The sequence below is a fragment of the Micromonospora sp. NPDC048907 genome, from assembly GCF_055586885.1.
The window spans coordinates 684229-706673 of record NZ_JBVJHI010000004.1; the positions used below are offsets into that span (position 1 = coordinate 684229).

A 22445-nucleotide genomic window follows, 5' to 3' on the forward strand; every position below is an offset into this window, starting at 1 on the left:
AGGCGTGCCGTGGGTGAGCTGCGGAAACCGTTCCTGCTGCTGGCGCTGCTCGCCATCGCGCTGGTCGTGGGGCTGGAGCTGGGGGCGGCGGCGCTCACCGGCGGCGGGGACGCCGGCGGCGCGCTGCGGGACAGCGCCGGGCGGCTCGGGGTCGAGCTGGGCGACGTGGGTTCGGTGACCGAGCCGTCCGGTCGTGGCACCGGCCACCTGGCGCTCGTCGACGTGGTGGCGCTGTGGACCACCGGGCTGTTCGCCCTGAGCCTGGTGGTGCCGGACCGGATCCAGGGCCGGGTGCAGGGGGTGGCCACCCTGGTCTTCTCGATCCTGCTGCTGCTCGCGTCGCTGGTCCTGCTGATCGTCGCCTTCGTCGAGCTGACCGTGATGGTCTCGCTGTTCCTGGCCGCCCCGTTCGGCACGCTCGCGTACCTGGCGGTGTGGGGGTTCTTCCCGGTGGGCGACGCGGCCGTGCTGCTCGGCCTGGTGCTGCTGCTCAAGCTGGTCTGGGCGGCGCTGCTGCTGCTCGCCCAGCCGCGCTTCCTGCAGAACAAGGGCCTCGTGCTGCTGGCGCTGACCACCCTGCTGTGCACGGTGGTGCTGGAGTTCCTGCACCAGTTCGTGCCGGGGATCCTGGTCAGCATCACCGACGACCTGGGCGCGGTGGTGTTCGCCCTGGTGGCGCTCATCTGGGCGCTGGTCCTGCTGATCGGCTCGATCCCCGCCATCGTCAAGGCCGTCCGCAGCACCGCCACCACCTCCCGCCCGACCGCGCGCGCCCGGTGAGCGCCGCCTCCGCCGTTCGGGCAGGGCTTTCCCGGCGGTGCTGCGGTAGCCTCTCCGCCACCGGGGTGTGCGAGGGGGTGCGCATGGCGACGCTGGCCGATGTCGCCCGCCGGGCGGGCGTCTCCCCCGCGACCGCGTCGCGGGTCATCAACGGCAGCAGCAAGCCGGTCGCCGACGAGCTGCGCGAGCGGGTGCTCAAGGCCGTCGCCGAGCTGCGGTACGTGCCGAACGCGCACGCCCAGCTCCTCGCCCGGCCGCAGCGCAGCGTGGTCGGTGTGCTGGTGCACGACGTGTCCGACCCGTACTTCGCCGAGGTGACCCGGGGGCTGCAGCGGGTCGCCACCGAGCGGGGGCGGCTGGTCATCATCTGCAACAGCTACCGCGACCCGGAGCGGGAGGTGGAGTACGTCGACCTGCTCCGCGCCCAGCAGGTCGCCGCCATCGTGCTGGCCGGCTCCGGCTACCACGACGCCACGGTCAACGCCCTGCTCGACGAGCGGCTCGCCGCGTACGCGGCCACCGGCGGGCGGGTCGCGGTGATCGGCCGGCACCGGCACCGGGGCGACGCCGTGCTGCCGGCCAACGAGGAGGGCGGCCGCCTGCTCGGCGCGGAGCTGCGCCGGCTCGGTCACCGGGCGGTGGGCGTGCTCGCCGGCCCCCGCTCGCTGACCACCACGAGCGACCGGCTCGCGGGGCTCGCCGCCGGCCTGGGCGGGCCGCTGCCGGAGGCGCGGATCCGGTACGCGGACTTCACCCGCGACGGCGGGTCCCGGGTCGCGGCCGACCTGCTGGACGCCGCGCCGGGGCTGACCGCGATCGTGGCGATGAACGACTCGATGGCCGTCGGCGCGCTGAACCTGCTGCGCGCCCGCGGGGTGCGGGTGCCCGCGGAGGTCTCCGTGGTCGGCTTCGACGACATGCCGATCGCCGCCGACGTGACCCCGGCGCTGACCACGGTCCGGCTGCCGCTGGCCGAGCTGGGCGCCCGCGCCATGACCCTGGCCCTGGACGCCCCCGACGGCCGCGACCGGGTGGAGACCCTTCCCGCCGAACTGATCCAGCGGGACAGCCTCGGCCCGGCTCCGGACTGACCGGCCCCGACCCGGCCCGACCAAGCTCACGCCGGCTCGACGGCCGGTACGCGCCCGGCGGGCTCAGCCCGTACCGGCCGCCAGGGCGGCGAGCCGGGGGATCTGCCGCGGGTCGGACAGCGCCGACCCGACGGCCACCAGCCGCGCCCCGGCGGCCAGGAAGTCGCCCGCGTTGCCGGCGTCGATCCCGCCGGTGGCCACGAACCTCACCTCGGGCAGCGGCCCGGCGACGGCCCGGAACCAGGCCGGCCCGAGGCTGGCCGCGGGGAACGCCTTCAACCAGACCAGGCCGTGGTCGAGCGCCCGCTGGGCCTCGGTGGGGGTGGCCACCCCGGGCAGGTGCGGGATGCCGTAGCTGACCGCCGCGTCGGCGATGGCGAGGTCCAGCCCGGGGGCCACGGTGAACGCGGCCCCCGCCCCGGCGGCCTGCCGGACCTGGGCGGGGGTCCGGACCGTGCCGGCGCCGACCAGGCGGTCCCGCCGCCGGCCCGCCGCCACCGCGGCGCGCAGCGCCGGGACCGCGTCGGCGGTGCGGATCGGCACCTCCACCACGTCGATGTCGAGGTCCCAGGCCTGTTCCGCGAGCCGGACGGTCTCGTCGGGCGGCAGGTCGCGCAGGATCACCATGACCCGCGCGGGCCCGAAGATCGGCTCGAAGTCGTGTCCGCTCATCGCCCGCTCCCTCCACCGTGGCCGCCCGCATTCTGCACCCTGCCGGCCGGATCCGGCGCCCACCCCGGCGGACCGGCGGGCTCCGGTGGCACGAGGGTGGCCCACCGCGCGTCGGGCAGCGCCAGCGCCCGGGCCGTCCAGTCCGGATCGGGCGGCGGCGCGGTGTCCCCGGCGGCGGCCAGCGCCGGGACCGCGGTGAGGTGCCCGAGCCGCAGGCAGGCCACCGGGTCGAGGCCGCGCAGCAGGCCGGCCAGGAAACCGGCGGCGAAGGCGTCCCCCGCGCCGACCGGTTCGCGCACCGGCGCCGGCAGCGCCGGCACGAACACCGCCGCCCCGGTACGCGGGAGCGCCGTCGCGCCGACCCCGCCGTCCTTGACCACCACGAGGTCCGGGCCGGGCAGCAGCGCGCGGACGGCGGCCGGCGCGGTGACGCCCCAGAGGGTGGCCGCCTCGTCCAGCCCGACCAGCACCACGTCGGCGCGGTCGGCCAGGTCGCGCAGCACCGGGGCGGCCCGACGCGCCGGCCAGAGCCGCGGCCGGTGGTTGACGTCGAAGCTGATCCGCGCGCCGGGCAGCGGGCGGGCGGTGAGCGCGTGCGCCACCAGGTCGCGGCAGCTCCGGGAGAGCGCCGGGGTGATCCCGGTGAGGTGCACCAGCCGCACCCCGGCCAGCCGGGGGTCGTCGAGGGCGCGGGCGGTCAGCCGGGACGCGGCCGAGCCGGCCCGGTGGTAGTGCACCCGGGTGCCGTCCGGGCCGGGATCCTTGAGGTAGACGCCGGTCGGCGCGGTCGGGTCGACGGCGACCAGGCTGGTGTCCACCCCGGCGGCGGTGACCTCGCGGAGCACCCGGCGGCCGAACGGGTCGTCGCCGACCCGGCTCACCCAGGCGGCCCGGTGGCCGAGCCGGGCCAGCGCCATGGCCACGTTGGACTCCGCGCCGCCCACCCCGACGGCGAGCCGGTCGGCGTCCTCCAGCGGGGTGGGCTCGGCCGGGGCGAGCACCACCATGGTCTCGCCCACGCAGGCCACCTCGGGGCCGGTCACGCCGCGTCCTTCGCGAGCCGGTCGGCCACCGCGGCGCGGTCGAGCCGGCCGTCGGCCACCAGCACCCGGTGCCGGTTGCGCCGGGGCCGCCCGGCCGCGACCACGGCCGGCCGCTCGAAGGCGTACGCCACGCAGACGCCCGGATACATCCCGGTCCGCACGAACCACCGGTCGCCCGGCCCCAGCCCGGTGAAGACCAGCGTGTACGCCCCACCGCCCGGCCCGGTCCCGGTGAACGCCAGCCACGGCGCGGTCGAGCCGTTGACCGCCTCCTCCCCCTCGGCGTCCCCGGTGAACACCTCGGGCTCGCCGTCGGCGACGGCCCGCCAGAAGAAGCCGCCGTAGCCGGCGCCGCCGGGCCGGCCGTTGGTGGCCGGGCTGCCCAGGTGCACGTCCCGCCCGGTGGCGGCCGTGAGGGTCGCGTCGACGTCGAGCCACCAGGCGTCGGGACCGGCCGGGGTCGCGGTGAGCCGTCGCCGCTCGCGCAGCAGCGGCCGGCCGGCCCGGTCCCGCCACTCCAGGTCGTGGTCGAGCCGGTCGGCGGCACGGGCGCGCCAGCCGGTGTGGGCGATCACCCCGTGGTCGTTCCGCCAGGTGTAGCCGGCGTCCCGGATGTAGGTGCGCCCGCCCCAGAGGTTGGCGCCGTCGACGTCCTGCACGGCGAGGGACGCGCCGAGGTGCCAGACGTGGTCGGCGGGCAGCGCGTCGGTGACCGGGGTGCCGGCCCGGGTGCGCACCGGGTGCAGGTACGGCCGAGGGCCGTGCCGCGCGTCCAGTTCCGGGTGGACCACGTACCGGGCGACCTCGGCGCCGGCCACGACCAGGCACGGTTCCCCGGTCACGGCGTCTCCGGGCGGGTGACCGGGTGGCGGGCGGCGACGGCGTGCAGGGCGGCCAGGGCGTAGCCCGCGAGGATCGGCACGGCGACCGGGGTGACCAGCACGGCGAGCAGCCCGGCCAGGCAGCACACCCCGGTGGCGGCGGCCCACGTGCCGGGCCGCCGCGCGCAGGTGCCGGCCGCCGCCCGGGCCGCGGCCCGCCAGCCCCGGCCGCCGGTGCGCCCGACGGCGACGGCGACCAGGCCGGCGTACCCGAGCAGGGCGGCGGCGACCCCCGCGGTGAGTGCCGTGGCGGGCCCGCCGCCGGGGACCCGACCGCCGGCCAGGGCGAGCAGGTCGGCGCCGAGCGCGCCGGCCACGGCGAGCCCGACGGCGCTGGCCGCCAGCCCGGCGGGGAGCGCCCGGCCGAACCGGGCGAGCGTGGTCCGCACCGGTGGCCAACTGCCGGTGACGCCCCGGTCGTGCAGCGCGGCGCTGGCCGTGGCGACCGCCGGGGCCAGGGTGAGCAGCGGCAGCGCGGCCAGGGCCACGGCGAAGCCGAGCAGCGCCAGGTCGCTCGCCTCGCGCGCGGTGTCCCGCCAGTCGCGGCGGGCCGGCTCGGCGCTCATCCCTTCAGCCCGCTGGTGTTGATGCCCTCGACCAGCATCCGCTGGAAGGCGAGGAAGAACAGGAACACCGGCAGCAGGGACAGCACCGACATGGCGAACATCGGACCGACCGCGCTCTGGCTGGTGGAGTCGATGAACAGGGTCAGCGCCACCGGCACCGTGTAGTCGTCCAGGTTGGACAGGAACACCAGTTGCCGGAAGAAGTCGTTCCACGTCCAGATGAACGAGAAGATCGCGGTGGTGACCAGCGCGGGGCGGCTCAGCGGCAGGATGACGTGCCGGAAGACGCCGTACGGGGAGGCACCGTCGATCTTGGCGGCCTCGTCCAGCTCGCGCGGGATGCCCCGCATGAACTGCACCATGAGGAAGACGAAGAACGCCTCGGTGGCCAGGAAGTGCGGGATGAGCAGCGGCAGGTACGGCCAGTCCCCGCCGACCAGGCCGAGGCTGCGGAACAGGATGTACTGCGGCACGATCAGCACGTGCCCGGGCAGCAGCAGGGTGCCGACCATGACGGTGAACCAGACCCTGCGCAGCCGGAACCGCAGCCGCCCCAGGGCGTACGCGGCGAGCAGGCAGGACAGCGCGTTGCCCACCACGGTGAGCAGGCTGACCATCGCGCTGTTGAGGAAGAATCGGCCGAACCCGACGTCGAAGTTGGTCCACCCGTCGGCGTAGTTGCCGGGGGTGAACCGCTCGGGCAGCAGCCCGACGTTGTTGACGATCTCCGCCTGGCTCTTCACCGAGGTGCCGACCATCCAGACGAGCGGGTAGAGCACCACCGCGACGATCACGACGAGCACCAGCAGGCGCACGGCCTGCCGGCCGCCGCCGGGACGGCGGGTGGGGGCGAGGGCGGTCACTGTGCCTCCTCCGTTCGCGACTGCGGGGCTCGCAAACCCGGCACACTCCTCGCGCTCACGAGTCGTCTCCGTCGGAGTAGTGCACCCAGAACCGGCCGGTGCCGAAGAAGACGGCCGTGATGAGCGCGATGGCGACCAGGAACACCCAGGCCATCGCCGAGGCGTAGCCCATCTCCAGGTCGGTGAAGCCGGAGATGTAGAGCTTGAGCGTGTACATGAGGGTGGAGTCGACCGGGCCGCCGGTGCCGTTGCTGAGCACGAAGGCCGCGGTGAAGCCCTGGAAGCCGTGGATGGTCTCCAGCACCAGGTTGAAGAAGATCACCGGGGAGAGCATCGGCAGGGTGACCGCCCGGAACCGCCGCCAGGCGCCGGCGCCGTCGACGGCCGCCGCCTCGTACAGCTCGGTGGGGACCTGCTTGAGCCCGGCCAGGAAGATCACCATGGGCGCGCCGAACTGCCAGATCGCCAGCACCATGAGCGTTTCGAGGGCCCAGTCGGGGTCGCTGACCCAGGGCAGCCCCTCGATGCCGAACAGGGCGAGGAAGGAGTTGAACGCTCCGTCCCGGTTGAACATGTTCACCCAGACAATGGCCAGGGCCACGCTGCCGCCGAGCAGCGACGGCAGGTAGAACAGGCCGCGGAACAGCCCGACGCCCCGCCAGGCGCGGTTGAGCAGCAGCGCCACGCCGAGCGCGGCGGCCAGCTTGAGCGGCACGGCCACCAGCGCGAAGGTCAGGGTCACCCGCACGGCGTGCCAGTACGACGGGTCGCCGGTGAACATCCGCTCGTAGTTGGCCAGCCCCACCCAGCGCACCTCGGTCAGCGGGGTGAGGATGTCGTAGTCGGTGAAGCTCAGCCAGAGCGAGAGCAGCATGGGGATCGCCGTGACGCCCATCAGTCCGATGAGCCAGGGCGAGAGGAAGACGTACCCCGCCAGACCTTCGCCGAGCCGGGCCCGGCCGGCCCCGCGCCGCGTGCGGCGGGGGCCGGCCGGGCCGGTGCGTGCGGTCCGGCCGGGCGCCGTGGTGAGGGCCACGGACGCTCCTTTCCGTCGGCGCGGTCAGCCGATCGCGGACTTGCAGGCGGCCAGGAACTGCTCGGCCGCCTGGGCCGGGGTGGCCCGGCCGTACTGGGCGTTCTCGGCGGCCTTGGTCAGCTCGGACTTCACCTTGCTGTGCCCCTTGATCGGCACCTGCGGCGACTCGCCGAACTTCTGCGCCAGCTCGGACTCGACCTGGATGGACTGCTTCATGGCCGGGTCGGTGGCGGTCTCGCTGACCTTGGCGCGCAGGTCGAGGTTGGACGGCAGACCGCGGTCGGTGCCGAGCAGGGTGACCGCCTCCGGGTCGTTGTTCAGAAAGTTGATCACGTCGACGGCGACGTCCCGATGCTTGCTGCCCTTGAACACCGACCAGTACATGGAGGCCCGGGCCCACTGGGCGCTCGGGTCACCCGGGTACGCCACCACGCCCAGCTCGTCCTTGGTGTTCTTCTTCAGGTCCGGCATCTGGTTGGCCCAGACCCAGGAGGTCGCCGCCTTGCCGGTGACCACGAGCTGCTTGGTGATGTCGGTGGCGTTGCCCTCGTGGATCACGTCCGGCGTGGGGGTGGCGCCCCGGTCGCGGGCACCCTTCCACAGGTCGAACCACGTCGTCACGTCGTCGGCCGTGAAGCCGAGTTCCTTGCCGTCGTAGAGGTCCTTGCCCTGCTGGCGCAGCCAGACCCAGAACGCCTTGTAGTCGGCGCTCGGATCCTGGGTGCCGGGCACCTTGGTCTTTTTCGCCACCTGCTCGGCCCAGGCGATGTGCTGCTCCCAGGTCATCCCGGTGGTCGGCTCGGGCAGGCCGTGCTTCTGCAGGAGCGTCTTGTTGTAGACGAGGCCCTGGGTGTTCTCCCCGGCGGCCACGCCGGCGAGCTTGCCGTCGACCACGCCGTACTGCAGGAGGCTCTTGGGGAACTTCGACACGTCGAGCTTGCCGGAGTCCTTGTAGCTGGTCAGGTCCAGCGTGGTGCTGCGGCCGGCGTACTCGGCGAGGTAGTTGTCGTCGATCTGGAACAGGTCGGGCGGGTTGCCACCCGCGGTCAGGGTGGCCAGCTTGTCGAAGTAGCCCTGGTTGGCCTGCCAGGTCTTCTCGAAGGTGACCTCGGGGTGCTTCTTCGTGTAGAGGGCCAGGGCGTCCTCGGTGAGCTTGGCGCGGGCGTCGCCGCCCCACCAGAAGACGGACAGCTTCACCGGGCCGTCGTCGGCGGCCTCGTCGCCGCCGCAGGCCGCCGCGCCCAGGGCGAGCGGCACGGCCAGCGCGACGGCGGCCAGGCCGCGCAGGAATCGAGGTCGGGTCCGGGGGGTACGGTGATCCCGCCCGGCGGGTATGCCGGCGGTGGGGGACGTTGCGGGGTGCATCTGCGCTCACTCCTCGGCTGTGGGAGGCGACGACGTCACCGGCGGCCGTCCACGGGTCGCCCGGGTCCGCACGGCGATGCGGGCCCGGGCCACCACGTCAGGCCCCGGTGTTGTCCCGGCCGGGCGGTGGGACGGGCCCGGTCGAGTCGCGGACGACCAGTTCGGTCTGGAGCATTACCTGTGCGGTGGTGCGACGGTCGCCGGCCGCCGCGCCCCGGCCCCGGGCGCCGCGCGGCGCGTCGGAGTCGAGTTGCAGCAGCATGTCGACGGCCGTCCGGCCGGCGGCCGCGGTCGGCGTGGCCACCGTCGTCAACTTGGGCCGGGTCAGCCGGCTCAGCGCGATGTCGTCGACACCGACGACGCTGACGTCGGCCGGGACCCGCAGGCCGAGCGCGTCGAGCCCTTCGATCAGGCCGATCGCCATGAGGTCGTTGTAGGCGAGCACGGCGGTGACGCCGCTGCGGCGTACCTGGTCGGCCACGGCGCCGCCGCCGGTCTCGGTGGGGTGGTTGGGGCCCAGCACGGTCAGCTCGGCGCCCCCGGTCCGGGCGGCGGTCCCGGCCGCCCGGCGGATCTCCCGGTTGGTCCACGAGCCGCGCGGGCCGCCGAGCAGCGCGATCCGCCGGTGGCCCAGGCCGAGCAGGTGCTCGACGGCCAGCCGCGCTCCCTGGCCGACGTCCATCATCACGCAGGGCAGGCCGGCGACCTGGCGGTTTATCACCACCACCGGGACCTCCCGGCTGACCTGTTCGATGAGGCTGTTGCTCATCCGGGGGCTGCACAGCAGCACCCCGTCGACCTGCTTGGCCAGGGCGTGGACCAGTTCCTCCTCGGCGGCCTGGTCCTCGTTGGTGTCGGCCACGAAGACGTGGTAGTCGCGGTGCCGCGCCTGCCCCTCGGCCGCCTTGATCAGGGGCGGGAAGAACGGGTTGGCGATGTCGGCGACGATCAGGCCGATGTTGTGCGTACGGCCGGTGATGAGGGCGCGGGCGGCCCGGTTCGGCCGGTAGCCGAGGTCCTCCGCGCAGGCCAGCACCCGGACCCGGGTCTCCGGGTTGACCAGGTGCGGGGCCGAGAACGTGCGGGACACGGTGGAGATGTGCACGCCCGAGGCCCGCGCGACGTCCCGGATGGTGGCTGGCACGGCGGGCTCCCTCGTCCAGTGTGGTGGCGGTCACTCGGGTGCCGCCAATTAATGCAAACGGTTGCTCCCGTGTCAACGGAACTTCGTCACGGATCGATTGCGGTACCGCTCCCAGCACGCACCCTTTTCACCACCAAAGCGGATCTAAGTGGCGGGTTTGGCATCGATCGTTGACGCGGTCTTCGCCGGCGTGGTTTCTTCGGCTGCAAACCTTTGCACTCTCCGGAGAGGCCGACGCCATGTCACCACCCGCCCGGGAACGGGTCCGGCACGCCCTTGTCGGCGCCGGGGCGCGGGCCGAGATGTTCGTCCGCGCGCTCGCCCTCGACCACGCCGACACCGCCGAGCTGGTCGCCCTCGCCGACGTCAACCAGGCGCGGATGGACGCGCACAACCGCTGGCTGGCCGAGCTGGGCCACCCGCCGGTGCCCACCTACCGGGCCGCCGACTTCACGGCCATGCTGGCCAAGGAGCGGGTCGACGTGGTGCTGGTGACCAGTGTGGACGTCACCCACGACGAGTACGTGACCGCCGCCCTGCGTGCCGGCTGCGACGTGGTCACCGAGAAGCCGATGACCGTCGACGCCCCCCGCTGCCGCCGGATCCTCGACGCCGTGGCCGAGACCGGCCGATCGGTCACCGTCGCCTTCAACTACCGCTACAACCCGCTGCACGAGCAGGTCCGCCGGCTGCTCGCCGACGGTGCGGTCGGCGAGATCGGCTCGGTGCACTTCGAGTGGCTGCTCGACGTCCGCCACGGCGCCGACTACTTCCGCCGCTGGCACCGGGACAAGGCCGTCTCCGGCGGCCTGCTCGTGCACAAGGCCAGCCACCACTTCGACCTGGTCAACTGGTGGCTGGACGCCCGCCCGGTCGAGGTGCACGCGGCCGGCCGGCTGTTCTTCTACGGCGAGTCCGGCCGCCGGCACGGCTACGCCCGCGACTACGACCGGGCGCACGGCTCCCCGGCCGCCGCCGACGACCCGTTCGCGCTGCGGCTGGCCGAGCATCCCCGGCTGCGGGAGCTGTACCTCGACGCGGAGGCCGAGGACGGCTACCAGCGCGACCGCAACGTCTTCGGCCCCGGCGTCACCATCGAGGACGACCTCGCCGTGCTGGCCCGCTACTCCACCGGGGCCACGATGACCTACCACCTGACCGCGTACGCCCCCTGGGAGGGCTACCGGGTCATGGTCAACGGCAGCCGGGGCCGGCTCGAACTGGAGGTCACCGAGAGCGACCACGTGTCCCCCGCCGTGGCCGGCGCGCTCAAGGGCGCCGCCCTGCACGGCGACGAGGCGGCGGCCGAGCGTGGCGCGGCCCGGCTCACCCTGCGGCCGTTCTGGGCGCCGCCGGTGGACGTCCCCGTCGACGGCTGGACCCGGCAGGGCCACGGCGGCGCGGACGCCCGGATGACCCGGGTGCTGCTCGGCGGCGAGCCCGACCCGCTCGGCCGGGCGGCCACCGCGTACGACGGGGCGCTCGCCCTGCTCACCGGGCTGGCCGCCAACCGCTCGCTGGACACCGGCGCCCCCGTCCGCGTCGCCGACCTGCTCACCCTCCCCTGACCGAGGAGTCACGCCGTGCCGACCGTCCCCCGCAGCGACCTGCTGCTGCCCGCCGAACCCGGCCAGCGGGCCCTGGCCCGCGAGCTGTACGCCCTGGCCGCCGAGCAGCCGATCATCTCTCCCCACGGCCACGTCGACCCGGGCCTGCTGGCCGAGGACCGCCCGTTCCCCGACCCGGCCCGGCTGCTCATCGTGCCCGACCACTACCTCACCCGGATGCTGCTCAGCCAGGGGGTGCCGCCCGCCGACCTCGGCGTGCCCAGCGTCGACGGCAGCCCGGTGGAGACCGACGGGCGGACCATCTGGCGGCGCTTCGCCGCGCACTGGCACCTGTTCCGTGGCACCCCGTCCCGGCTCTGGCTGGAGCAGACCTTCCGCGACGTGTTCGGGGTGACCACCGCGCTCTCCCCGGCGACCGCCGACGCGGTGTACGACGAGCTGGCCGCGCGCCTCGCCGAGCCGGAGTTCCGGCCCCGGGCGCTGTTCGAGCGCTTCGGCATCGAGGTGCTCGCCACCACCGAGTCGCCGCTGGACGACCTCGGCCGGCACGCCAAACTCGCCGCCGACGGCTGGGGCGGGCCGGGCGGGCGGGTGGTCACCACGTTCCGCCCGGACGACGTGGTGGACATGGAGTTCGACAACTGGTCGGCCAACGTGGACCGGCTCGCCGAGGTGTCCGGCGAGGACACCGGCACCTACGCCGGTTACCTGGCCGCGCTGCGGCGGCGGCGGGAGGCGTTCGTCGCGGCCGGCGCCACCTCGTCGGACCACGGGCACCCCACCGCCCGTACCCTCGCCCTCGACCCGGCCGAGGCGGCGGCGCTCTACGACCGGGGCCGGCGCGGGCGGGCCGACGCCGCCGACGTCGAGGCCTTCCGGGCGCACATGCTGCTGGAGTTCGCCCGGATGTCGCTGGACGACGGTCTGGTGCTGCAGCTGCACCCGGGCGCCGTGCGCAACCACAACCGCTGGCTGTACGCCCGCCACGGCCGGGACGTCGGCGGTGACGTGCCGCAGGCCACCGACTACGTGCACGGCCTCGCCCCGCTGCTCGACGCGCACGGCAACGACCCGCGGCTGCGGGTGGTGCTCTACACCCTGGACGAGGACACCTTCACCCGGGAGCTGGCCCCGCTGGCCGGCGGTTACGCGGCCCTGTACCTGGGCGCGCCCTGGTGGTTCCTCGACTCGCCGGAGGTGTTGCGCCGGTTCCGGGAGGCGGTCACCGAGACCGCCGGCTTCTACAACACCGCCGGGTTCGTCGACGACACCCGCGCGTTCTGTTCCATCCCGGTCCGCCACGACGTGGCCCGCCGGGTCGACGCCGGCTTCCTGGCCCGCCTCGTCGCCGAGCAGCGGCTGCCCGCCGACGAGGCCGCCGAGACCATCGTGGACCTGGCGTACCGGCTGCCCAAGCGGGTGTTCAAGTTCGGGGAGGACTCATGACCACCATCACCGATGTCACCGTGCACGACGTCCGGTTCCCCACGGCCGCCAGCGGTGACGGCTCGGACGCGATCAACCGGGGCGACTACTCGGCCACCTACGTCGAGCTGGCCACCGACGGTGGCCCCACCGGCGCCGGGTTCACCTTCACCAACGGCCGGGGCAACGAGATCACCTGCGCGGCCGTGCGGGCCCTGGCCCACCACGTGCGCGGCCGGACCGTCGCGGAGATCGCCGCCGAGCCGGTGGCGTTCTGGCGCTCGCTCACCGCCGACGCGCAGCTGCGCTGGCTCGGCCCGGAGAAGGGCGTCATCCACATGGCGACCGGCGCGCTGGTCAACGCCGTCTGGGACCTGCGCGCCAAGCTGGCCGGCAAGCCGCTGTGGCGGTACCTCGCCGAGCTGCCCACCGACGCCCTGGTGGCCACCGTCGACTTCCACCACATCACCGACGCGCTCACCCCCGACGAGGCCGCGGCCATCCTGGACAAGGGGCGCGACGGGCTGGCCGACCGGCTCGCCGTGCTGGAGCGGGACGGTTTCCCCTCGTACACCACCTCGGTCGGCTGGCTCGGCTACCCCGACGACAAGGTGCGGGCGCTGACCCGCGCCGCGTACGCCGACGGCTGGCGGGCCATGAAGATGAAGGTCGGCGGCCCGCTCGACGACGACGTCCGCCGGGCCCGCGTCATCCGCGCCGAGATCGGCCCGGACGCGCTGCTCATGATGGACGCCAACCAGGTCTGGGACGTCGACCAGGCGATCACCGCGATGACCGCGCTGGCCGAGGTCGACCCGTACTGGATCGAGGAGCCGACGCACGCCGACGACGTGCTCGGCCACGCCCGGATCGCCCGTGCCGTCACCGAGCTGACCGGCGGACGGTGCCGGGTCGCCACCGGCGAGGTGGCCGCCAACCGGGTGATCTTCAAGCAGCTGCTCCAGGCCGAGGCGATCGGCGTCATGCAGGTCGACGCCTGCCGGGTCGGCGGGGTCGACGAGGTCCTGGCTGAGCTGCTCATGGCGGCGAAGTTCGGCGTGCCGGTCTGCCCGCACGCCGGCGGTGTCGGCCTCTGCGAGTACGTCCAGCACCTGGCGATCTTCGACTACCTCCGGGTCGGCGCCAGCCTGGACGGGCGGATGGTGGAGTACGTGGACCACCTGCACGAGCACTTCGTCGACCCGGTGCGCACCCGCGGCGGCCGCTACCTGCTGCCCACCGCCCCCGGCTACAGCAGCACCATGAGACCCGGGTCGATCGCCGAGTTCCGCTTCCCGGACGGCCCGGCGTGGCGGTGACCACCGACCGCCTCGGCCTGGCCACCCTGCGCCGGTTGCCCGTCGAGTGCCGGCCGCTGCTGCGCCCCGGCGCCGTCCCGGCGGGGATCGTCCACCTCGGGCTGGGCGCGTTCCACCGCGCGCACCAGGCCGTGCACACCGAGGCGGCGGTCGGCGCCGCCGGCGGGGACTGGGGCATCGTCGGGGTCGCCCCGCGCAGCACCGCCGTGGTCGACGCGCTCGCCGAGCAGGACGCCCTGTTCAGCGTCACCACCCTCGCCCCGGAGGGCTCGGCCACCCGGGTGGTCGGCGCGCTGGCCGCCGTACGCCACGCGCCCGCCGACCCGGATGCCGTGGTGCGCCTGCTCGCGGACCCGGCGATCCGGGTGGTGACGCTGACCGTGACCGAGAAGGCGTACCAGCTCGACCCGGCCACCGGCGCGCTGCGCGCCGACCCGGACCTCCTCGCCGACCTCACCACCGACCGGCCCCCGCGTACCGTGCCGGGGCTGCTGGTCCGCGGGCTGCTCGCCCGGGCCGCCGCCGACGCCGGCCCGGTCGCGCTGGTCAGCTGCGACAACCTGCCGGCGAACGGCCGCCGGCTGCGCGGCCTGGTCACCCAGGCGCTCGCGCTGGCCCGGGTGCCCGACGGGCCGGCCGGCTGGATCGGGCGGCAGGTCACCTTCCCCGGCACCATGGTCGACCGGATCGTGCCGGCGCCCACCCCGGACACCCTGGACACGGCCCGGCGGGCGCTCGGGGTGACCGACCTGGCGGCGGTGGCCGCCGAGCCGTACTCCCGGTGGGTGGTCGAGGACGACTTCCCCGGCGGGCGGCCGGCCTGGGAGCGGGCCGGGGCGGTGCTCACCGGCGACGCCGGCCCCTGGGAGCGGCTGAAGCTGCGCACCCTCAACGGGGTGCACTCGGCGACGGCGTACCTGGGTGCCCTGGCCGGCGCGGAGACCGTCGCCGAGACCCTGACACTGCCGCGGCTGGACACCGTGCTGCGCCGGCTTGTCGCCGAGGACGTGGCAGCCAGCTTCGCCCCGCCGCCCGGCGTCTCCGTGCCGGCGTACGGGGAGGAGGTGCTGGCCCGGTTCGCCAACCCGGCGATCCGGCACCGCACGCTGCAGATCGCCATGGACGGCTCGCAGAAGCTGCCGCAGCGGGTGCTGCACACCATCGCCGACCTGCGCGCCGCCGGCCGCCCGGCCCGCTGGGGCGCCCTGGTGGTCGCGGCGTGGCTGCGCTTCGTGCTCGGGTACGCCGACGACGGCCGGCCGCTGCCGCTGGACGACCCGCTCGCCGACCGGATCCGGGCCGCCCTCGCCGCCGCGCCGGGAACCCCCGCCGGCACGGTCGACGCGCTGTTCGCGCTGCGCGAGGTCTTCCCCGCCGACCTGGCCGCGGACGAGGAGGTCCGGGCCGACGTGACCGGCTGGCTGACCGCGCTCGAACGGCACGGCGTCCGAGCCACGCTGGCCGGTGCGGCATGACGGGCCCGGGCGCCGCGCGGCGCGGCGCGGCCGGGGCGGCTGCGCCGCCGACGGTCGCGCTCGTCGGGGCGAACGGGCACGGCCGCTGGCACCGGCGGGCCATCGCCCCGCTGCACGCCGCCGGCCGGGTGCGCCTGGTCGGCCTGGTCGACATCCACCCGCTGGAGGACGAGCCGGCGGCCCCCGTCCCGCCGGAGGCGGGAATCTTCACCGACCACCGGGCCATGCTGGCCGCCGTCCGGCCCGACGTGGTGGTGGTCTGCACCCCGCCGCACACCCACCTGCCGATCGCCCTGGACGCCCTCGCCGCCGGGGCGGACCTGCTGCTGGAGAAGCCGCCGGTGCTCGACCTGGCCGAACACCGGCGGCTCGCCGCGGCGGCGCGGGACGCCGGCCGGGCCGTACAGGTCGGCTTCCAGGCGCTCGGCTCGGCGGCCCTGGCCGAACTGACCGCCGCCCTCGCGGCCGGGCGGCTCGGCACGGTCACCGCCGTCGCCACCGTGGCCACCTGGCAGCGGCCCGACGCCTACTACGCCCGCTCCCCCTGGGCCGGCCGGCGGAGCCTCGACGGGCGGCCCGCGCTCGACGGTGCGCTGGCCAACCCCCTGGCGCACGCGGTGATGCAGTGCCTCGCCGTCGCCGAGGCGGTGACCGGCGCGCCGGTCCGGCCGGCCCGGATCGAGGTGGAGCGCTACCGGGTGCGGCCCATCGAGGTGGACGACACCGCCGTGCTGCGGGTGACGCCGCGGACCGGACCGCCGGTGCTGGCCGCGGTCACCCTGGCCGGCGAGGAGTACCTCGCCGGCGAGGTGCACGTCACCGGCGACCGGGACCGGGCCGTCCTGGAGTACCCGACCGACCGGCTCCGGCTGCCCGGCGACCCGGCGCCGCGCGAGGTGCCCGGCCGGCGCGGGCTGCTGGAGAACCTGCTCGACCACCGGGCCGCCGGCACCCCGCTGATCGCGCCGCTGGCGCGTACCGCGCCGTTCACGGCGATCGTGGCGGCGCTGCGGGACGCGCCGGAGCCGACCCTGCTCGACGGCGCGCTGGTGCGCTCCGAGGGTGACGGACCGCGGCGGGTGCGGGTGATCCGCGGCGTCGACGCGGTGCTGCGCCGGGCCGCCGGGTCCGGCGCGCTGCCGTCGGAGTCGGGCGTGCCGTGGGCGGTCCCGCCGTACCGGATCGAGCTGCCCGACGGGGAGGCGCCGCAACGGTAGTGCAAACCCCGGTCCGGACGATCCGGACACATGCCCGCCTATCCCGTCGCACCCCATCGGGGCAATACCGCACGGCTCTCACCATTGCAACAAAGCTGCACACAGTACGCATTGACCCATATAAAACAATGACTCTACCGTCACAGATATCGGCCACCAGAAGCTGACAGGACGGTAGGAGTCATGCGTAGAACAGCAGTCGGCGCGGCGCTCGTCGCCGCCGCGCTCGCCGTCACCGGCGCCCCCGCGCCGGCCGCCCCGGCGCTGTCCCGGCTCGCCCAGGAGATCGGCCGCCAGGCGCTGCCCGCGAACGACGGCTGGGCCGCCGAGGGCGCCGGCACCACCGGCGGCGCGGCCGCCGCCCCCGACCGCGTCCGGGTCGTGCGCACCCGGGCCGAGCTGGTCGACGCGCTCGGCGGGGACAACGCCACCAACGCCGCCGACGCCACCCCGAAGATCGTGTACGTGGCGGGCGCCGTCGACGGCTTCGAGGGCCCCGACGGCAGCCTGCTCGGCTGCCCCGACCTGGCCGACCCGGAATACTCGCTCGACGGCTACCTGGCCGCGTACGACCCGGCGGTCTGGGGGCGGGTCGACCCGAGCGGGCCGCTGGAGGCGGCCCGGGTGCGCTCGGTGGCCAACCAGACCCGGCAGACCCAGATCAACGTGGGCGCCAACACCACGATCATCGGGCTGCGCGGCGCCCGCCTCACCGGGCTGACCCTGATGATCGACCGGGTCAGCAACGTGATCGTCCGCAACCTCACCCTCGCCGACGCGCGGGACTGCTTCCCGGCCTGGTCCCCCACCGACGGCGACGCCGGCAACTGGAACTCCCAGTACGACCAGATCTCCGTCCGGCGCAGCGAGCACGTCTGGGTCGACCACAACACGTTCACCGACGGCGACAACCCGGACAGCGGCCAGCCGACCTACTTCGGCCGCCCCTACCAGGTGCACGACGGGTCGCTGGACGTCACGCACACGGCCAGCCTGGTCACCGCCTCCTGGAACCGGTTCGTCGGGCGGGACAAGCTCATGCTGATCGGCTCGTCCAACACCGTCGGCCCGGACGTCGGCCGGCTCAAGGTCACCGTGCACCACAACCTCTTCGACGGCGACCTCCAGCGGCTGCCCCGGGTCCGGTTCGGCCAGGTCGACGTCTACGACAACCACTACCGGCTCGGCGGCCCCCGCTTCGAGTACGCCCTCGGCGTCGGCGTGCAGTCCGCCATCCACGCCGAGAACAACTTCTTCACCCTGGCCGACGACGTCGACCCGGCCGACCTCATCCACGACTGGGGCGGCACCGCGCTCACCGAGCGGGGCAGCTGGCTGCGCCAGGGCGGCGGCCCGGCGCGCCCGGTCGACCTGCTCGGCGCGTACAACGCGGCGCACGACCCCGACCTCGGCGGCGACGCCGGCTGGACACCGACCCTGCGCGCCGCACCCGTGCTGCCCACGCCGCTCGTGCCGCTGGTCGTGGGCGCGTTCGCGGGCGCCGGCCGGCTGCCCCTCTGAGCCCCGGGCCGCGTCGTCCCCCGCGCGGCGCCCGGACCACCACCCCCACCCCACCACCTTGGAGGAAGCACCGTGCGACTCCGACACCACCGAGGAGCGGCGGCCGCGGCCGGCGCCGGCCTCACCGCCCTGCTGCTCGCCGTCGGCCTGACCGGCAACGCCGCGGCGGCCACCCTGTTCGGCGACACCTTCGACGACGGCACCGCCGACGGCTGGTCCAAGTCCGGCGGCGACTGGTCCGTGGTCACCGACGGCTCACCGGCGTACCGGCAGGGCAACACCGCCAGCGAGCTGGCCCGCGCCTTCGCCGGCCAGACCGGCTGGACCGACTACCGGGTGCAGGCCCGGGTCAAGCCGCTGTCGTTCACCGGCGCCAACCGGCTGGTCGGCCTGGCGTCCCGCTCCACCAGCTCGACGAAGATGTACCGGCTGGCACTGACCAATGCGAACCGGGCCGAACTCCAGGTGGTCAACGGCAGCCAGGTCGCCGTGCTCGGCTCCGCCGCGCTGACCGTCGCCACCGGCACCTGGTACACCCTGCGGATCGAGGCCACCGGCAGCACCATCCGGGGCTTCGTCAACGGCGCCCAGATCGCCGCCGGCACCGACACCGCGTACGCGGCCGGCCGGATCGCGCTGGTTACCGCGTACGCGAGCGCGGTCTTCGACGACGTCGCGGTGGACGGCGCCGGCGGCACCCCGACCACGCCGCCGACCTCCTCCTCCCCCACGGCGTCGCCGACCACCCCGCCGCCGCCCACCGACCCGCCGCCCACCACCGGGCTGGTCGGCTGGGCCACGCAGAACGGCGGCACCACCGGCGGGGCCGGCGGCGGCACGGTGACCGTGAGCGACGCGGCGGCCCTGGCCGACGCGGTCGAGGGCGACGCGGCGACCACCGTCCGGGTGAACGGGACCTTCACCTGCTCGACCGAGATCCGGGTCGGCTCGAACAAGACCGTCATCGGGGTCGGCGCGAACTCCGGGCTGACCGGCTGCGGCCTCAACCTGCGCGACGCCCGCAACATCGTCGTCCGCAACCTGCGGATCGCCAAGGTACGGGCCGGCGTCGGCAACGGCGACGCCATCCACCTGGACAACTCCACGAACGTCTGGATCGACCACAACGACCTGTCCAGCGACACCACGAGCGGCACCGACTACTACGACGGGTTGCTCGACGTCACCCACGGGTCGAACTTCGTCACCGTCTCCTGGAACCGGCTGCACGACCACGTGAAGTGCTCGCTGGTCGGGCACAGCGACAACAACTCCGGCGAGGACAGCGGCAAGTTGAAGGTGACCTACCACCACAACGTGTTCAGCAACTGCTTCCAGCGCAACCCGCGGGTCCGCTTCGGCAACCCCGTGCACGTGTTCAACAACTACTACGTGAACACCGCCAACCCGTCCTACAGCTACGGCATCGCCACGACCTGCGGGGCCGGGGTGCTGGTCGAGGGCAACTCCTTCGAGAACATGACCGACCCGACGCACGTCGGCGAGGGCTCCTCGCCGGCCGGCAACCTGGTCGAGCGGAACAACCTCTACGTCAACTCGGGCACGCCGCAGACCGCCGGCAGCGTGGCCGCCATCCCGTACGCGTACACGCTCGACGCGGCGAGCACGGTGAAGGGGACGGTCACCGCGGGGGCCGGCACCGGAAAGATCAGCGGCTGACCGCCCACCACCCGCACCGGGCCGGCGCCTCCCACTCCCGGGGCGCCGGCCCGGCCGGCGGTCAGCGGGGCGCGGCGTCCCGTTCGTGCCGGGCGGCCCGCCGGGCCCGGACCAGCCGCACCGCCACCACCAGCACCACGAGGGCGAGCAGCGCCTCGCCGCCCCAGCCGAGCCGCCGCTCCAGCAGCCGGAACGACGCACCGGCCAGGTAGCCGAGCAGTGCCACGGTCACCGCCCACAGCGCGCCGCCGGCCAGGTTCGCCACGGTGAACGCGCGGTGCGGGATGCCGCTCATCCCGGCCAGCCCGGGCACCAGGGCGCGCAGCGCCGCCGCCCACCGGCCGAGCACCACCGCGGCGGCGCCCCGGCGGCGGACCAGCGCCAACGCCCGCGACAGCTCCCCCGAGCGGACGAACCGCCGCGGCACCCGGGCCAGCAGCCGCCGCCCGTAGCGGCGGCCCACGAGGTAGCCCACCTGGTCGCCGACCGCCGCGCCGGCGACCGCCGCGAGGATCACCGCCCAGAGCGGCAGGCGTCCCTCGTGGGCGAGCACCCCGCCGACCAGTACGGCGATCTCCCCCGGCACGACCAGCCCGAGGAAGGTCGACGCCTCCAGCGCCGGCAGCAGGAACACCAGGGCCAGCACGACCACGGGCGGCAGCGCCACCAGCAGGTCCAGCACCCGGTCCACCCGCCGATTGTGACCCGCGGCCCACCGCCGGGGTGCCCGCGCGGGGGGATCGGACATCCGGGCGGAACCAACGGCCGGGTCGAGGAATACCGCCGGCCCGTACCGGGGACAATGACGGACAGGACGGGACGGTGACGACGGGCGCCCAGGCCCGGGAGGTGCGCGGGACGGGGGGCCGGACGTGGAGGGTGGGACTGCCGCCGGGCTGGTGCCGGGCGACGACCCGGCCGGGACGGCGCCGGTGTTCACCGCCGACCTGCCCGCCGACCCGGGGCGGCTCGCCCCCACCCGGGAACGGCTGCGCGGCTGGTTGCGCGCCCACGGGGCCGGCGAACTCGACGTCGAGACGGTGCTCATGGCCACCGGCGAGGCGTGCGCCAACGCCATCGAGCACGGCTACCGCTTCGCCCCGGAGGGGATCACCACGCTCCGCGCCGAGCTGCGCGACGACCACCTGGTCATCGAGGTCCGCGATCGCGGCGGCTGGCGGGCGGACGCCGGCGGGAACGGCGCCGACCGGGGCCGGGGACAGTTGATCATGAACCGGGTGATGGACGAGGCGAGCATCGTCGGCACCCCGGAGGGCACCACGGTCCGCCTGGTCAAGCGCCTCACCGGCAGCTGACCGGTCACGGTCGGGAGGCCGACCGGGGCGACCCTACCTGGCGAAGATCAGCTATAAGGGACGCATGGAGTTCCCGGCGTACCTGGCGACCATGCCGATGCACGCGATCACCGAGATCCACGGCGAGCCGGGCCTGCTGGCCCGCTTCCGGCTGGAGGTCGAGGCGTTCGACGAGCCCGCCCGGGAGCGGCTCACCGCCGCCCTCGACCTCGCCGCCGAACTGCACCGGGAGGACCGGCGGGTGCGCGAGCCGTACCTGAACCACCTGCTCCGGGTGGCGATCCGGATGATGCACCACTACCAGGTGCGCGACGTGGACGTGATCGTGGCGGGCCTGCTGCACGACGCCGTGGAGGACCACCCGGCGGAGCTGGCCGGCCCCGGCGCGACCTCGATCGCCGACCCCACGCCGGCCGCGCTGGCCGCCCTGGCCGCGCGGTTCGGCCCGCGCGTCGCCCGGCTGGTCGGTGCGGTCACCAACCCGGTGTACGACCCGGGGCGCGACCCCCACGTCCAGTACCGGGAGCACGTGGCGGCGAGCCTCGACCGGGAGCCCTGGGCCCGGGTGATCAAGGTGTCGGACTTCACCGACAACGGGGTCGGCGTGATCCACACGGTCGGCCCGAAGGTGGCCCGCTCGGCGGCCAAGTACCGGCCGCTCGTGCCGGTCTTCCGTGACCTCATCGCCCGGCCCGACACGCCGCTGTCGGCGCCGGTGAAGCGGCACATCTTCGCCCAGCTCGACCTGGCCGAGGAACGGTTCAGCGCGATTCTCGACCAGCCGAACTGACCGACGGTCCGGCCCGGTTCAGCCGGCGCCGGGTTCGGCCGGCGCCCGGTCCGCGCGGCGCCCGGTCCGCTCGGCGCCCGGTCCGCGCGGCGCCCGGTCCGCTCGGCGCCGGGTTCGCGCGGCGCCCGGTCAGCTGGCGTCCGGTCCGCTCGGCGCCCGGTCCGCGCGGCGCCCGGTCAGCTGGCGTCCGGTCCGCGCGGCGCCCGGTCCGCGCGGCGCCCGGTCAGCCGGCGTCCGCTGGTGGGGCGCCGACCCGGCCGCCGAGGGCGGCGGCGATGCGGGTCCGCAGGGCGGCCAGCCGGTCGGGGTGGTCGCGCAGCACGACGCACAGCGAGTGGTGGCCGCCGGCCGCCACCCCACCGAGCACGTCGAGGAGGGTGCCGAGCTGGGCGGGTGGCTCGTCGGCGAGCAGGCCCGCCGCGTCCCGCACGACGAGGGTCAGCGGGCCGGCGTCGAGCCGGTCGGCCAGCGCGTCGGCGAGCGCGTCCCAGTTGCGCCCGAACCAGGCGGGCAGGGGCAGGGCCGCGGCCAGCGCCTCGTGCAGGCCGGCCCGGGTCCGGGCGTCCGCTCCGGCCAGGGCCACCCCGGCCGGCTCGGCCTCCGCCCCGGCGTCGAACGCGAGCCACGCCGGCGGCTGCGGGGACGCTGCGCCCATCGATCCATCCTTCCCGGTCGGGCCGGGCCGGGCCCGCC

At 75.1% G+C, this 22445-nt stretch carries 21 protein-coding genes; 11 read left to right on the top strand and 10 right to left on the bottom strand.

Translation table 11 applies throughout. The features are described 5' to 3' along the window. Window positions 1-9 precede the first annotated feature (9 nt). Both ACZ6PY_RS17160 and ACZ6PY_RS17165 read left to right on the top strand, forming a co-directional pair. Complete coding sequence (locus ACZ6PY_RS17160; protein ID WP_466073199.1) at window positions 10-780, top strand: hypothetical protein; 771 nt, start codon at window positions 10-12, stop codon at window positions 778-780. An 83-nt stretch (window positions 781-863) separates the two neighbouring features. Continuing rightward, complete coding sequence (locus ACZ6PY_RS17165) at window positions 864-1871, top strand: LacI family DNA-binding transcriptional regulator (protein ID WP_466073201.1); 1008 nt, start codon at window positions 864-866, stop codon at window positions 1869-1871. A gap of 63 nt (window positions 1872-1934) precedes the next feature. Here ACZ6PY_RS17165 and ACZ6PY_RS17170 read toward each other — a convergent pair whose 3' ends face one another. The 8 genes from ACZ6PY_RS17170 to ACZ6PY_RS17205 all read right to left on the bottom strand — a co-directional run bounded on the left by ACZ6PY_RS17170 (window position 1935) and on the right by ACZ6PY_RS17205 (window position 9441). After that, on the bottom strand, window positions 1935-2543 hold the full coding sequence (locus tag ACZ6PY_RS17170) for a bifunctional 4-hydroxy-2-oxoglutarate aldolase/2-dehydro-3-deoxy-phosphogluconate aldolase (protein WP_466073203.1): 609 nt from the start codon (window positions 2541-2543) through the stop codon (window positions 1935-1937). Further along, complete coding sequence (locus ACZ6PY_RS17175) at window positions 2540-3586, bottom strand: sugar kinase (protein WP_466073205.1); 1047 nt, start codon at window positions 3584-3586, stop codon at window positions 2540-2542. Before ACZ6PY_RS17175 ends, ACZ6PY_RS17170 begins: the two co-directional genes overlap by 4 nt. After that, window positions 3583-4428 carry a DUF6807 domain-containing protein gene (locus ACZ6PY_RS17180; RefSeq protein ID WP_466073207.1) on the bottom strand — a complete coding sequence of 282 codons (846 nt, stop codon included), beginning with the start codon at window positions 4426-4428 and terminating at the stop codon, window positions 3583-3585. The genes ACZ6PY_RS17175 and ACZ6PY_RS17180 overlap by 4 nt, the downstream gene beginning before the upstream one ends. Next, complete coding sequence (locus ACZ6PY_RS17185) at window positions 4425-5033, bottom strand: hypothetical protein (protein WP_466073209.1); 609 nt, start codon at window positions 5031-5033, stop codon at window positions 4425-4427. The genes ACZ6PY_RS17180 and ACZ6PY_RS17185 overlap by 4 nt, the downstream gene beginning before the upstream one ends. Further along, window positions 5030-5896, bottom strand: coding sequence for a carbohydrate ABC transporter permease (locus ACZ6PY_RS17190; protein ID WP_466073211.1), 867 nt, complete (start codon window positions 5894-5896; stop codon window positions 5030-5032). Before ACZ6PY_RS17190 ends, ACZ6PY_RS17185 begins: the two co-directional genes overlap by 4 nt. Before the next feature lie 55 nt (window positions 5897-5951). Then, the gene (locus ACZ6PY_RS17195; RefSeq protein ID WP_466073213.1) at window positions 5952-6932 is read right to left on the bottom strand and encodes a carbohydrate ABC transporter permease; all 981 of its coding nucleotides are present in this window, start codon (window positions 6930-6932) and stop codon (window positions 5952-5954) included. 24 nt (window positions 6933-6956) lie between these two features. Further along, window positions 6957-8297 carry an ABC transporter substrate-binding protein gene (locus ACZ6PY_RS17200; protein WP_466073215.1) on the bottom strand — a complete coding sequence of 447 codons (1341 nt, stop codon included), beginning with the start codon at window positions 8295-8297 and terminating at the stop codon, window positions 6957-6959. A 97-nt stretch (window positions 8298-8394) separates the two neighbouring features. Next, window positions 8395-9441 carry a LacI family DNA-binding transcriptional regulator gene (locus ACZ6PY_RS17205; protein WP_466073217.1) on the bottom strand — a complete coding sequence of 349 codons (1047 nt, stop codon included), beginning with the start codon at window positions 9439-9441 and terminating at the stop codon, window positions 8395-8397. A 239-nt stretch (window positions 9442-9680) separates the two neighbouring features. On the opposite strand from ACZ6PY_RS17205, the gene ACZ6PY_RS17210 reads away from it, so the two are divergent. The 7 genes from ACZ6PY_RS17210 (at window position 9681) to ACZ6PY_RS17240 (ending at window position 19646) form a co-directional block, all read left to right on the top strand. After that, window positions 9681-11009: a Gfo/Idh/MocA family protein gene (locus tag ACZ6PY_RS17210; protein ID WP_466073219.1), complete on the top strand. Its 1329-nt coding sequence runs from the start codon at window positions 9681-9683 to the stop codon at window positions 11007-11009. Between the two features lie 15 nt (window positions 11010-11024). Continuing rightward, complete coding sequence (uxaC, locus tag ACZ6PY_RS17215; RefSeq protein WP_466073221.1) at window positions 11025-12455, top strand: glucuronate isomerase; 1431 nt, start codon at window positions 11025-11027, stop codon at window positions 12453-12455. Next, on the top strand, window positions 12452-13753 hold the full coding sequence (locus ACZ6PY_RS17220) for an enolase C-terminal domain-like protein (protein WP_466073223.1): 1302 nt from the start codon (window positions 12452-12454) through the stop codon (window positions 13751-13753). Before uxaC ends, ACZ6PY_RS17220 begins: the two co-directional genes overlap by 4 nt. Beyond that, window positions 13744-15228, top strand: a complete 1485-nt coding sequence (locus tag ACZ6PY_RS17225; RefSeq protein ID WP_466073225.1) for a mannitol dehydrogenase family protein — start codon at window positions 13744-13746, stop codon at window positions 15226-15228. Before ACZ6PY_RS17220 ends, ACZ6PY_RS17225 begins: the two co-directional genes overlap by 10 nt. Beyond that, window positions 15225-16445, top strand: coding sequence for a Gfo/Idh/MocA family oxidoreductase (locus tag ACZ6PY_RS17230; RefSeq protein WP_466073227.1), 1221 nt, complete (start codon window positions 15225-15227; stop codon window positions 16443-16445). Before ACZ6PY_RS17225 ends, ACZ6PY_RS17230 begins: the two co-directional genes overlap by 4 nt. 183 nt (window positions 16446-16628) lie before the next feature. Then, the gene (locus ACZ6PY_RS17235; RefSeq protein ID WP_466073229.1) at window positions 16629-17966 is read left to right on the top strand and encodes a pectate lyase family protein; all 1338 of its coding nucleotides are present in this window, start codon (window positions 16629-16631) and stop codon (window positions 17964-17966) included. 72 nt (window positions 17967-18038) lie between these two features. Further along, on the top strand, window positions 18039-19646 hold the full coding sequence (locus ACZ6PY_RS17240) for a pectate lyase family protein (RefSeq protein WP_466073231.1): 1608 nt from the start codon (window positions 18039-18041) through the stop codon (window positions 19644-19646). Between the two features lie 61 nt (window positions 19647-19707). On the opposite strand, the gene ACZ6PY_RS17245 is transcribed toward ACZ6PY_RS17240, so the two are convergent. After that, window positions 19708-20337, bottom strand: coding sequence for a DedA family protein (locus ACZ6PY_RS17245; protein WP_466073233.1), 630 nt, complete (start codon window positions 20335-20337; stop codon window positions 19708-19710). Window positions 20338-20518: 181 nt separating this feature from the next. Here ACZ6PY_RS17245 and ACZ6PY_RS17250 point away from each other — a divergent pair, with 181 nt between their 5' ends. Beyond that, window positions 20519-20962, top strand: coding sequence for an ATP-binding protein (locus tag ACZ6PY_RS17250; protein WP_466073235.1), 444 nt, complete (start codon window positions 20519-20521; stop codon window positions 20960-20962). A 64-nt stretch (window positions 20963-21026) separates the two neighbouring features. Further along, a complete protein-coding gene (locus ACZ6PY_RS17255) occupies window positions 21027-21752 on the top strand; it encodes an HD domain-containing protein (RefSeq protein ID WP_466073237.1) in 726 nt (241 codons plus the stop codon). A gap of 223 nt (window positions 21753-21975) precedes the next feature. Here ACZ6PY_RS17255 and ACZ6PY_RS17260 read toward each other — a convergent pair whose 3' ends face one another. After that, window positions 21976-22407 (bottom strand): barstar family protein, encoded by a 432-nt coding sequence (locus ACZ6PY_RS17260; protein WP_466073239.1) that lies wholly within the window; start codon window positions 22405-22407, stop codon window positions 21976-21978. Window positions 22408-22445: the final 38 nt, after the last annotated feature.